At 43.0% G+C, this 11,669-nt stretch carries 10 protein-coding genes; 5 read left to right on the top strand and 5 right to left on the bottom strand.

Going from position 1 to position 11,669, the window contains the following annotated elements:
• Positions 1–141 precede the first annotated feature (141 nt).
• Both QUA00_RS23495 and QUA00_RS23500 read left to right on the top strand, forming a co-directional pair.
• Positions 142–390, top strand: a complete 249-nt coding sequence (locus QUA00_RS23495; protein WP_333411288.1) for a chlororespiratory reduction protein 7 — start codon at positions 142–144, stop codon at positions 388–390.
• 2 nt (positions 391–392) lie between these two features.
• On the top strand, positions 393–515 hold the full coding sequence (locus QUA00_RS23500; RefSeq protein WP_333411289.1) for a hypothetical protein: 123 nt from the start codon (positions 393–395) through the stop codon (positions 513–515).
• A gap of 139 nt (positions 516–654) precedes the next feature.
• Here QUA00_RS23500 and QUA00_RS23505 read toward each other — a convergent pair whose 3' ends face one another.
• The 3 genes from QUA00_RS23505 to QUA00_RS23515 all read right to left on the bottom strand — a co-directional run bounded on the left by QUA00_RS23505 (position 655) and on the right by QUA00_RS23515 (position 3,696).
• A complete protein-coding gene (locus tag QUA00_RS23505; protein WP_333411290.1) occupies positions 655–1,035 on the bottom strand; it encodes a hypothetical protein in 381 nt (126 codons plus the stop codon).
• A gap of 127 nt (positions 1,036–1,162) precedes the next feature.
• A complete protein-coding gene (locus QUA00_RS23510; protein ID WP_333144429.1) occupies positions 1,163–2,317 on the bottom strand; it encodes a transposase in 1,155 nt (384 codons plus the stop codon).
• 212 nt (positions 2,318–2,529) lie between these two features.
• Entirely contained in the window at positions 2,530–3,696 is a 1,167-nt protein-coding gene (locus QUA00_RS23515; RefSeq protein WP_333144428.1) for a glycosyltransferase family 4 protein, read from the bottom strand.
• Positions 3,697–4,463: 767 nt separating this feature from the next.
• On the opposite strand from QUA00_RS23515, the gene QUA00_RS23520 reads away from it, so the two are divergent.
• Positions 4,464–4,592: a hypothetical protein gene (locus QUA00_RS23520; protein ID WP_333411291.1), complete on the top strand. Its 129-nt coding sequence runs from the start codon at positions 4,464–4,466 to the stop codon at positions 4,590–4,592.
• Between the two features lie 463 nt (positions 4,593–5,055).
• Here QUA00_RS23520 and QUA00_RS23525 read toward each other — a convergent pair whose 3' ends face one another.
• Positions 5,056–7,347 (bottom strand): DEAD/DEAH box helicase family protein, encoded by a 2,292-nt coding sequence (locus tag QUA00_RS23525; protein WP_333411292.1) that lies wholly within the window; start codon positions 7,345–7,347, stop codon positions 5,056–5,058.
• Between the two features lie 398 nt (positions 7,348–7,745).
• On the opposite strand from QUA00_RS23525, the gene QUA00_RS23530 reads away from it, so the two are divergent.
• Together QUA00_RS23530 and serS are read left to right on the top strand one after the other, a co-directional pair.
• Positions 7,746–8,390, top strand: a complete 645-nt coding sequence (locus QUA00_RS23530; RefSeq protein ID WP_333308824.1) for an iron uptake porin — start codon at positions 7,746–7,748, stop codon at positions 8,388–8,390.
• 505 nt (positions 8,391–8,895) lie between these two features.
• Positions 8,896–10,176 (top strand): serine--tRNA ligase, encoded by a 1,281-nt coding sequence (serS, locus tag QUA00_RS23535; protein WP_333105906.1) that lies wholly within the window; start codon positions 8,896–8,898, stop codon positions 10,174–10,176.
• Positions 10,177–10,413: 237 nt separating this feature from the next.
• Here the strand turns inward: serS and QUA00_RS23540 are convergent, their stop codons facing one another.
• The gene (locus tag QUA00_RS23540; protein ID WP_333105905.1) at positions 10,414–11,430 is read right to left on the bottom strand and encodes a hypothetical protein; all 1,017 of its coding nucleotides are present in this window, start codon (positions 11,428–11,430) and stop codon (positions 10,414–10,416) included.
• Positions 11,431–11,669: the final 239 nt, after the last annotated feature.

An 11,669-nucleotide genomic window follows, 5' to 3' on the forward strand; every position in this document is an offset into this window, starting at 1 on the left:
ACTGAGGGATAACCGCTCCCATGCTCCCGATGAAGTAAGAAGCAAATGTCGAGACTTGTCTAGTATTTGTGTAGCAGTTTATACTTTGGTTCGCTTAAGTGTACGAAACTTTAGAAATAATTAACCTCAACCTTTGAAACTATGTCACTGTATGACGAAGACACCTTTGTGGTGTTAGAAACAAACCAGCCAGAGCAGTTTTTGACTGCGGCGGAACTGTTAGAAAAGCTGAAAGCCGTGTTAGTCGAGGAACACGAAGATTTGCCGCAGGACGTGCATAAAATATCTGGCGTGGAAGCTCAAGCCAAGTATTTAATTGATACTTATTGTGAATTAGATGTCGGGTATGGAAAATTTTTGCAGTGGTATGCAGTGCGCTTGGAAAAGTAATTTTGGGCATCGCGCATTGGGCATCTGGCATCGGGCATCGGGCATCGGGAATCGGGCATCGGGAATCGGGCATCGGGAATCGGGCATCGGGAATCGGGCATCGGGCATGGAGAATTGGTTATTAGAACCAACAAGTAACAAATACCAAATAACAGGTAACAAATAGCAAATAGCAAATAGCAAATAACAACCAACAAATAACTTATGCCCTATGCCCTATGCCCCATGCCCCATGCCCAATTCCCAATTCCCAATTCCCAATGGTTAATCTTCTAACTGTTGAACCGATGATACTTCTACTGCGGTAACATCGATCGTACCGGGCGGTGTCAAGCGACTAAAATGACCTTCCTCTATTTGCAGAGGTTCGCCGCAGTTGGCACACTGAAACTGAGTTTGATTTAAAGCTGTAAATTCGTATTGACAAACTGGACACTTATCTTCAATTAAATTGCGTTTCAGCCACCACTGAAGCGCGAAAAATGCGACCACAGGTGTCACCAACAAAAAAGCTACTACAATCAACACTGATTTAACTACCCAACCCAAACCAATTGACACCAACAAACACGCGATGCCCAGCAGTATCAGCCAATTACTAATACGGGGTAGCTTGAAAGATATTTTGGGGGTGCCTTGGTTCACGGTGGTCTCCTTGGGTGTCTTTGCAGGTAGGCATAACTGCTACATAAGATTGACATAAAGCGGACAAGACTGACATCTCGGACACTTAAAACTTATTTCCTGTGTCTGCGTAGGGAGTCGGCTCCTTCTACTCAACAGGCGTTAATTCAGGACTAGCCATCCTTACTCGATCTTTTGGGACTGATGCTAAATTAATCGCAGCATTCAAGTCTCGATGACAATTGTTACCGCAAGACTCACAAACAAACATTCGCGCTTGAAGTGGCATCGGTTGAACGTGGCTGCAGCTTGAGCAAGTTTTAGATGAGGGATACCATCTATCTACCAGTTCGACAACAGTGCCGTAAATGGGAGATTTATAAGTGAGAAAGCGTCGAAATTCATAAAATCCTGAGTCTACTACTGAAGAAGCCAGTTTGTGATTTGCCACCATCCCAGAAACATTTAAATCTTCGATGCGGATGTGAGCATACTTCTGACTGATTTCTGTCGTTGTTTTCTGCAAGAAATCTCGTCGCCCCTGAGCAATATCGGCGTGTTGTTTAGCCTGATTGCGATAAAATTTTTGAGCGTTTTTCGAGGCTTCAATCCCAAGTTTTCTATTGCCTAATTGCTTGTTTCGATTGCGGTACTGTAGTTTCCCTAGCTTGATTTTCGCTTTTTTTAGGGAATTTGGCAGTTGGTATACCGTACCGTCACTCAAGGTGGCAAAGGTGGAAACTCCTAAATCTATGCCTGTCGGTTCGCATACTTCATGATACAAAGGGGGGATTCTGTCAGCTTTTATTGTAAAACTGACATACCATTTTTCGGCCCTACGGCTGATGGTAAATGTTTGAGAGCAACAGTTGTACCCGATAGATTCTTTCAGGCGAAACGTTCCCAATGTGGGAATTTTTATCCGATTTCCAGCTCTCAGAAATATTGGCCCATTGCTGCTGTCTACGGTAAAGGAGTCCCCGCCTTTCTTGCGTTTGAAATTAGGAAAGCCACTGACCCCGTTAAAAAAGCGTTCTAGGGCGCTATTGAAGGCCCGGAAAGCATTTTGATAAACGCGAGATGATAAAGTGTTAGTCCATTGATATTCTGGTTGTTTTTTGATGAAGTTTGTGAAGGTTTTTTTGATGAGGGCAATTTTTCGAGTACGGCTAACTTTGATATCCATCACGCCCAAGTAAAGGGTACGAGCCAAGTTATAGCAAAACCGAGCGTAACCGGCGTGTCGCGCCATCCTTGTACGTTCTGAATTGTTGAGTTTGAGTTCTAGCTTTAGGGCGTACATAGGCTGGGGAGAGAGTCAGGACTGCCTTCTTCGGATACTAATTTTACCAGTCGCAGCCCACAAAAGACAAGAAAACGGTGTTTTTTTGTCCAATATGTCTTTAATGTCACCAAAAGTATACGAAACTGCCGTTTAGTATCACCTCTATCCTACTCACAAATTCAGGCTGTCGATCGAGTTAATTTTCCCATTGTACACCCAGAAACCGCTCTCTACGGCATAAGCTTATCTGAGTCAGAGGGTTGAAAAATTCCTAGTAATGATTGACAAAGGGATTCAACACTAAATCTTGCGAGGGTTTGTTCCCTCAACCAGTGGCGATCGCACCTTTTATCCTCCCCTCGCAGCATTTCCACACAAGCAACCGCTACTGCTGCGGAATCTCGGTGGGGAACTCGCCATCCCAGTTTACCATCTTGCAGCGGATCGGCTGACCCGTCTGCGTCCCCCGCGAGTACGGGTACTCCGCAAGCCAGCGCTTCCAAATAAACTATACCGAACCCTTCCTGGGAGGGCATTACATAAGCATCGGCCAACTGGTAATGTGCTGCTAAATTTTCTGTCGGTACAAAACCCGCAAATATTACTCTTTCGGTAACTCCCAAGTCATCAGCGAGTTTGGCTAATCTAGATCGATCGTCTCCTCTGCCAATAACTAAGTATTTCACATTCGGAAAAGTTTCGGCTATTTGCGGCAAAGCTTGAATTGTGACATCGACGCCTTTGTAAATATCGCTCGATCGCAATCTGGCTACAGTCATCAATATTTTAGCACCAACCAAATTGTACTGCTCTAATAAATCCTGTGGCTTGTGCCGAGTCGTAAATATATTTACATCTACCGTACAAGGCACTATTTGGAACTTTTCAGGATTTAATTGGTTAATTTTGCAAGTGCGGTCGCGCGTGTACCTGCTAATAGTCCAAATACTGTCAGCTTTACTCATTGCTGTTTGATATTTGGGCCCAAGCGGTTCCCACACTTCCTTGCCGTAAGTTAAAATTGTGTAGGGAATTCCCAAGGGTTGGCACAGAATTTGAATTAGCGGTGCGAGTTTGATGTGACCGCAAAAAACCCGCTGCGGTCGTTTTTGCAGCAAGCGAGTTAGTAATACTGTAGCAAAATTAAGACGACCAAACCAGAGATTCTCGGTTTTGAGATAATAAAATTTCAGATTTCTTGACTCGTAAGGATTGTTGCATTCTTCGGAATCTCGCAACAGCAAAACTTCAGCTTGTGGCGGCGAGGTCGTGTTTGCGGTTATGGACAGGTAAGCTTTGAAAATGTCTTTAACGTAGGATTGTATGCCGCCTTCGCTGGCAAATATTTCTAGGAAACAGAATAGGTGATTTGTCGATCGCATCTCAGATTTAGGCATTGACAGCGCAGACAATTATTGCAGTATAGTAGTGATTTTGCCAATCCGGGCGATCGCCATGATCCAGAGCTTTTAAACCATGTCAATATGACTGTAGTTGTAGGTTTTACAGGCAAATATTTGACTCGCCTACTCTCACCGTTGGTTTTGAGCGACTATCTGCTTTTTTACTAGGGCTTTTTAACGGGCTGCATCGGTGAGTGCGAGACTTTGTTTGCAGTTTACTATAATCTACCGTAATTGACTGTAAACTTAATGATTTTTTACAATATCCTACCCCAAGCAAAATTTAAGATTTATTAAGTTGGCGCAGCGCGTCCGACCCGACTGCAGATTAGCAGATCGGTGGCGATATAGGCTCTCGCATCTTTAGTTTGTGCTAAAAGTTTTGTCTATCCAAAGATAGATATCGAGCCAGTATTGAACTGTTATCATCAGCAAATATAGAGAGTTAAATTTAATATGACTCTGCCAGGTTTTAAACACAATTTCTGAAAAATTTTGTCGAAAATATTCTCCTAAAATTTTCTCAGATACTGCTCAAATTAATGCTCATAAAGCCTTTAAAAAAATCAAGCCTCGTTGATTTTTTCGCAGGGAACACAGAGCCTGGATATTCGTATATTGTCTGTTCGCAAAAGCAGTCTAACGAGCCGAGCCAGAAAGTTTTACGAGAAGAAAAGAAACAAGGTTTTGTACAATCATGTACGAAGAAAAGCCTGTCACCTAAAAAATTAGGTATTCGAGCTTAAACCTGACCAAAGCTAATGTTAGGTGGGCAACGTCATATTTACGAGCGACTCTCTCCAAACGATCCTTCATTGGAGTTTGAGGTGAAACGAGTAACGATCGCACTCAGTCTTTTGGCGTTGCTGATTTACGGTATGAAAAGCTAAATAGAACCCTCCTATAAACCAGTATCCACAAAGCTTTTGGATTTTAAAGAGATTTTTTTTCATACCCTGATTAAGCAACGCCTAGAAGCGCAACTATCAGCAAGCCATCATAGATCGTGAAAATGCGATCTACGAACAACTTTGGCAAGCAGGAAATGTCGATGACTTGACCGTTAAAGTTTGCTATAGACGATCGCTATTTCACTCATCAGCAAATATTCTCAAATGATTTGATGTGTTTTAGAGGGCGATCGCCAATAATCTCTCCGAACTCAACAACGAAGTCTACTATATTCGCTTGCCTAATCTCGAACTGAAATAGATAATCTTAATGGACTTATCGATTCGCCATAACGGTTCGTTTGAGCGCCTGCAAGTAACCTTGAACTCAGTACCAATATCTTTCAGCAGTCTGCTCCAAGCGAATTGTTATACTGCGGATTCGTTCAAGCTTTGCGACTCACTACCTTTTTAGATTCTCCAACCGAGTTTTTTCTGCGTGTGCTTTGGGCGACAACACTTGGAGATTTTCCAATCTAGTTAAGCCACCTTCTGACATTGGTATAATGTGGTCAATTTGAAAATCTCTTCGCATCTGGCTCTTAAACCCACTAGAGGCACAGACGATGAATCCTTTCCCGTCAGTATACTTGGCAAAGACAGCATCCTTAATATCCCGATACTCTGCTGGATCACGCTCTCGGATTTCCACAAGTGAAAGGCTTTCTAATGGAACTGTATCAGGAATTACAATGGTCGGGGTAACTGTTAGATCGGGGTAAACTCCAAGTAGCTTATTGATTTCGATATCTACCTGTTTCTTGAAATAAAGGTAATTATATCCAAATAAAACCTGCCAAAAGGATTTACTGTCATTCCATAGCGATGTAAGATATTCAGTCACCTGCCTAAGTGTTAAATCATTCTCGTAGATATGTCTTGCCACAATTGACAAATCACACTTTCTACGCTCACTAAAAGCGATGAACTCTGGCTCCATCTCCTTTTGAGCATAGAAGCGTAAAATATTTTTAACATCATCATCTCTGTATCCAAGCAGGAAAGGATAGTCTGGGAAGTAGAGGTTCTTCGTTAGTTGCAGTAAATATTCCAGCTCCTCGTCAGTCAAGACTTCTCTATTTTGGATATTTACACTCTTAAATACAGCATCTAGGTCATTAACAAAACTATCATAGGCTTCCTCAGTGCCGTTATATAAAAGTACATCATAGTTTCTAGACACTGGTTCAGCGTTTCTAGACACTGGTTCAGCAGACTCAGAAGATTCAAGAATAGAAAAGCGATAAATTCCAACAGGAACCCGCCTCAGAAAATCTAGTTTTTCTAAAGCAGTAGTGTCGATGGAATCATCCATCATACGGGCAAACTCTTCTATCTTTTCAATTGAGATAAGTCGAGCAATTCTCTTCATTGTCTCGATATCTCTATCAACAAACTCAGCGCCATCAATATCAGTCAATTTTTCAGGATTAACCCAGTTAATCTTATCTTCCCAATTATCGATGAAGCTTACAACATAGGCTTTTTCTGTACCTCCTGCTTTCTGTCCGCGCAAAGCCCTACCAATCATTTGGGTCATTAAAAGTGTAGAAGTAGTTGGGCGTGTCAGAAAAACTGTTTGAACATTAGGCAAATCAGTTCCTTCGGTCAACATTTCTACGTTTATGAGAACTTCGAGTTGTCCTGCCCTGAAGCGCTTGATTTTTTCTGAATTCTCTTTTACAGAAATCGTAGCTCCAGTACCTTCGTCCATGATTTTTGATGCCACGAAGTCAGATTTTATTCCTCGTTTTTTAAATAATCCATTTAATTCGATCGCGTGTTGAATGTCAACTGCGAAAACCAAAAGGGGCTTATACTTTTCTCGGTTCTCAACATAGTGATCGATAATCCGTTTATTGCGGATACTCGACCTCGCAATTCTTTCGGCAACCTTCTGAGGTAATTTGTCGAAGTCCTCAATTGATCTAATATCTCTGTCTGTTAATTCTTTATAGAAATCTAGCTCTGTCTCTAAGTTCTCAAAAACTGGTTCTGCAAGAATTCCTCTTGTAATGAGCGTCCTCAAGTGTTCTGAAAAGATAATGTCATCGGGAAAAACTTTTTTAAGCAAACCTTGCTCACTTTTATCTGTTCTGAATGGAGTTGCTGTCAACCCTAACATTCTGAAACCATCTGCTTTTCCTCTATCTTTAAAGTTTTGCTTAATGCTGTCAATTAATTTTCGATAAGTCTTTGCTGTTGCATGATGGGCTTCATCCACTACTAAAAGTATCGCGTCGGAATGATTAACCCAATTATTTGTGAGGTAATTTAGCCCACTGTTTAAACTATCTTTGCTGGCAATGATAATATCATCATTTTTTTCGATATTAACAGGGCGATCGTGCTTGGGATGACCAGAAATCACGCGATACTTGAATCTTTCAGTATCACTTAGTAATGATGGGTAAGCACTAAATTTTAAGGTTTCAAACGCTTGATCAAGTAGCTCATGTCGATGAGCAATCCACAAAACTTTTTTACGCTTGTCGATGAAATTGCGTAGTAACCAATGAACGGCTGTCAACGTTTTTCCACCACCCGTAGGCAAAACTAACAAACCCTCAAAAGGAGACTTATTTTTCTGATCTAGTGCCTTAATTGCCTCATTTTGATGGGCGTAAAGTTCTCTAGGATTTTTGCCTTTATTAACTTGGATTTGACCTGAGTATTCAACTTGAATAGTTTGCATAGTAATGGAAAACTGAAGATAACTTTAAATTTGTGGCTTGTCCGACTGCTGCTCTATCGATAACTCCAAAGTAGGTAAACTCTCGATAATGACAGATAAGCTTTCGGCTGCACCTCCACCGACAGAACAAGCAGTATAGCTATGTATTATCACGCAACTGAGGTTTAATTCCTATTTTAATGTAACATAACCGCAGCTTTTATTACAAGGTCAATGCGATCGCCTCAACAATCATCTTTATCAACCTGATACTCCTGCGATTTAAATACTTAGCCCTGTTCAAATTCAGGTCTTATCAGCTAGATTCCCAAAGCGAACGGCTATTTTAACAGTTGCTTGGGCAATTGAATCGGTTGCTTATCTTGGGGGCTATCTTGAGCATCGTCGTAAATCTCCGATTGGGATTCAAGTCCTCTGGCGAGGCTGGTCCAATTTACATGATCTTTGCCAAGGTTGGCTCAAGGCTAAAAATCATACTTAACGGGAAAAGTAAGATTGGCGTAGCCTATTCTCGTACCTTTGCACCAAGCGGTAAAGCCGATCTCACAGGCGGTACGGGCAGTTTTCTGGCTGCGCGACCGTTTGGGGACAATATTGCTACATCCAGCGATTCTGTAGGCGTACAAGGATTCTACCGCCTTGCTCCCCGGTTGCAAGTTCACGGTTGGGGCGTTTATACTCGCGCCAATGCAGAAAATTCTGGTGTTAGCAGCGTTTCTGATGGTAGAGGTGGCGTGGTTTTGCTAAATGTTGACGGTGACGATCGCGCCGATATTGTCTATGCAGCGATCGGGATAAGTTTCCCAGATGTCGGAGGTGAAGGCAACCTACCGGGGATTTTAGTGGGTTTACCAGGTCGCGTGACGAGCAGTAATGTCCGCCGCGAGCGAGATACTTCCTATCACATTGAAGCGTTCTATCGCTTTCAGGTCAACGACAACATTTCCATCACCCCTGCTGCTTGGGTCGTTGTTAATCCTGAGAATGACAGCCGCAACGAAACTCAATGGGTTTGGTTGCTTCGCACTGGCTTTAACTTTTAACCGGAAAGATATTTTACTAACCTAGTCCAGGACGCAAAAACCCAGTTTCTTAACGTAATTGCCTCATTTGAGACGATAATCGCGAGAAACCGGGTTTTTTAGACTGATAGTGCATCCAGGGCTTCATATCGTTTGCGGTGGCATCGGAATAATAAAATCGAGTCAACAGTTAACACTCAACCATTCAGTTTTTCGACCCGCCCGTCAACAGTCAACAGTCAACAGTCAACAATCACCTGACGGTGCAACCGGAATTGATCTCAATTCGATGCCACACAACAAAAAACCCCTACCATCGCTGGCTGGGGTAGAAAATTATCAGGGTGCATCTACTAATATTTGCAACTATAACATACATTTGTGGGGTGTCACCCTTCAGGGGTGACACCCAACGAGGAATTTAGGTCAGAATAAATTATGATTTAATATGCCAATGATTAACAAAGCTTCTATATCATCTCGTTCTGTCCCAGCCGATCTAAAATTTAAGATTTAGAATAAATCTGTGCTAGACCTCAAATTAATCCGAGAAAACCCGCAAGCCGTGCAAGAAAGCCTCAACCTGCGGGGAGGTAACTATGAAATCGAGCCGATTTTGCAATTAGACAAACAGCAGCGGGAGTTGGAAGGCAAGCGATCGCAACTACAAGCCCGCAGCAACGAAATTGCCAAACTCATCGGTCAAAAAAGAAAATCGGGTTTACCCCTCGAATCTCCCGAAATTCAGGAACTGCAGGCAGAAGGCAACGCAGTCGGCACCGAGTCGAACGAATTGCAAGCACAGGAAAAAGAGCTAAAAGCTCAAATAGAAGCTTTATTGCTACCGCTGCCAAACTTGCCGGGTTCGTCAACGCCGATCGGCAAAAATGAAGAGGAAAACGTCGAAATCCGGCGCTGGGGAGACGAATACATTCCCCAAAATTCCGGTATTTTACCGCACTGGGAAATCGGCGAAAAATTAGGAATTATCAACTTTGAACGGGCAGTTAAAATCGCTCAGCCCCGCTTTGTAAGCTTAATGGGGGCTGGTGCAGCCCTGGAAAGAGCGATTATTCAATTCATGCTGGATCGCCACACAAAAGCAGGTTATGTAGAAGTCATTCCCCCATTTTTAGTTAACACTGAATCCCTCACCGCTACGGGTCAATTACCCAAATTTGCTGAAGAAAGTTTCAAGTGCGACCAAGATGATTTGTGGCTAATTCCTACTTCCGAAGTTCCGGTTGTCAATTTGTACAGAGGTGAAATTTTGACAGCAGAACAGTTGCCAATTTATCACTGTTCTTATACTCCTTGTTTTCGCCGCGAAGCTGGCAGTTACGGCAAAGATACGCGGGGATTAATTCGGTTGCATCAATTTAATAAAGTTGAATTGGTGAAACTCGTGCATCCGAGTACCTCCGAGGCAGAACACGAAAAGTTAGTGCAGGATGCGGAGGGAGTTTTGCAGGCGCTGAAATTGCCTTATCGGGCGATCGTACTGTGTACCGGCGACTTGGGTTTCGCTGCTGCCAAAACCTACGATTTAGAGGTGTGGCTGCCATCTGCGGGCAAATACCGCGAGATTTCCAGTTGTTCCAACGTCGCAGATTTTCAGGCGCGGCGGGCAAATATTCGCTTTAAAGAAGCGGGTAAAAAAGGCACTCAATTCGTTCACGCCCTCAACGGTTCCGGTTTAGCTGTGGGCCGGACAATGGCGGCAATTTTGGAGAATTACCAGCAGCCCGACGGAACTATAAAAGTGCCGGAAGCCTTACAACCCTATTTGGGACGGGAAGTTTTATAAGTCACTCGGCGATTGAAATCGCGACTATACAAACGAAGTCCGCGCAACGCGAGACTAAGAAGTAACACTGTTAGAACCCCGACTTCTTCAAGAAGTCGGGGTTCTGGATCTTCTGTTTTTTGAAGTGGCTCTAATTATACCAAATCAGGCATAAATATCCTCCTTATTTCTTAGTCCGCCGAATCATCTTTGTTTGTGTAGTAGCGGTTTCAACCGCTGAATCATCGACGTGGTAATTTATAGTTTAACTAATGCTTCCTTGATATCGATCGCCAAAAATCTATCCAATGCTAGATACATCCAATAAAGAGATAACTGACTATCGCTGCTAGTCTTCTGAAATCCCAAAGCCAGGGACTGTTTTTCGTACATGGGGTGAATCATCAGGGTGTACAAGTCGCAAAGATTTGGAAAATCTGTTTGCATTTCGCCTAAAACTTTTTGGGCGTCTTCGAGAAAAGCAATGCGGTATTCTGACAAATACTGCGGATCGATCATCCAACTGCGGATAAATACTGACTGGCAATTTATATCTCCTGGTAGCGCCATATTGAAAGGATCGATATCGGAAATAGAACTTAAATGAAGGCTTTTGCTAGGAGCGTTAAAAAAATTGACTTCAGATTCGCTAACTGTGGGATAAAGTAAGTAAAACCCGACTGGATTGAGGTTATCTGAGCGCCGCAAAACTCGCATTCCCTTTGAGTATTGACTGGCAAAAAGCCGGAGTATTTTAGCAATTTTGTGGGGAACGGCGTTAGTGTTGCGGTTCATCCAGTTGTAATTGGTAGCTAATAAATTGGCAACGATAATTGCGTCGCACCGAGGGTTGAAATCATCTAATTGGAGTTGTACAGGATTTTGAGGTTCGGCGCCCTCGAAAATTTCTGAAACTGGTTGAATTTGAATTGCCGTAGTGTTACCGTCAAAGTGTTTTGCGATTAATCCGAGTGCTGCTAATTTATCTAACATCATTCCGGCGGCGCGATCGCTCCCGCGATCGGAATCGGAGTAAAATAGTTCGGCGGCTTCCCGGTGAGTGCACTGCACTTCTGTTGCTGGCACTTCCAGTTTCGCCAGCGGTGGTTTGATACGGGGCTGGCTTTCCTGAAGCTGTTTCACCGATAAGTAAACCCAAAGCCTGATAAAGCATTCAGCCCTAGTGCGAGTTACGCCTAGTCGTTTCATCAACAGCGAAACAGCCGTGCGGCGTTGAGAAGGAGAATACCAAGTATCTAGTTTTGCAATATCCATTTCAGTCGGGAAGCTGCGAAGGAACTCTAGTTACATATTGGCTCAATTACCATAAACTTCACCCCGCTTCAGGTTACTTGTTGCCTCTGTTGCTCAACTTGCCTGATTTCCGGCGACTCTACAAGATAGCTGCTTGCTCCTTGCAAGTTCACTGCTTCACACAGCACAATCAATTTTAGATGTTTTCTGGCTTGATTTAAGAAACCAACGCACCCGACTAAATTAGCAACTTTGGAGGT

The organism is Microcoleus sp. T2B6 (assembly GCF_036700475.1).
GTDB lineage: Bacteria > Cyanobacteriota > Cyanobacteriia > Cyanobacteriales > Microcoleaceae > Microcoleus.

Bases quoted from the DNA above. Each gene is read 5' to 3' on its own strand.
- QUA00_RS23495 (WP_333411288.1), top strand. From the start codon at position 142: ATGTCACTGTATGACGAAGACACCTTTGTGGTGTTAGAAACAAACCAG.
- QUA00_RS23510 (WP_333144429.1), bottom strand. From the start codon at position 2,317: ATGTACGCCCTAAAGCTAGAACTCAAACTCAACAATTCAGAACGTACA.
- QUA00_RS23515 (WP_333144428.1), bottom strand. From the start codon at position 3,696: ATGCCTAAATCTGAGATGCGATCGACAAATCACCTATTCTGTTTCCTA.
- QUA00_RS23520 (WP_333411291.1), top strand. From the start codon at position 4,464: ATGTTAGGTGGGCAACGTCATATTTACGAGCGACTCTCTCCAAACGAT.
- QUA00_RS23525 (WP_333411292.1), bottom strand. From the start codon at position 7,347: ATGCAAACTATTCAAGTTGAATACTCAGGTCAAATCCAAGTTAATAAA.
- QUA00_RS23540 (WP_333105905.1), bottom strand. From the start codon at position 11,430: ATGGATATTGCAAAACTAGATACTTGGTATTCTCCTTCTCAACGCCGC.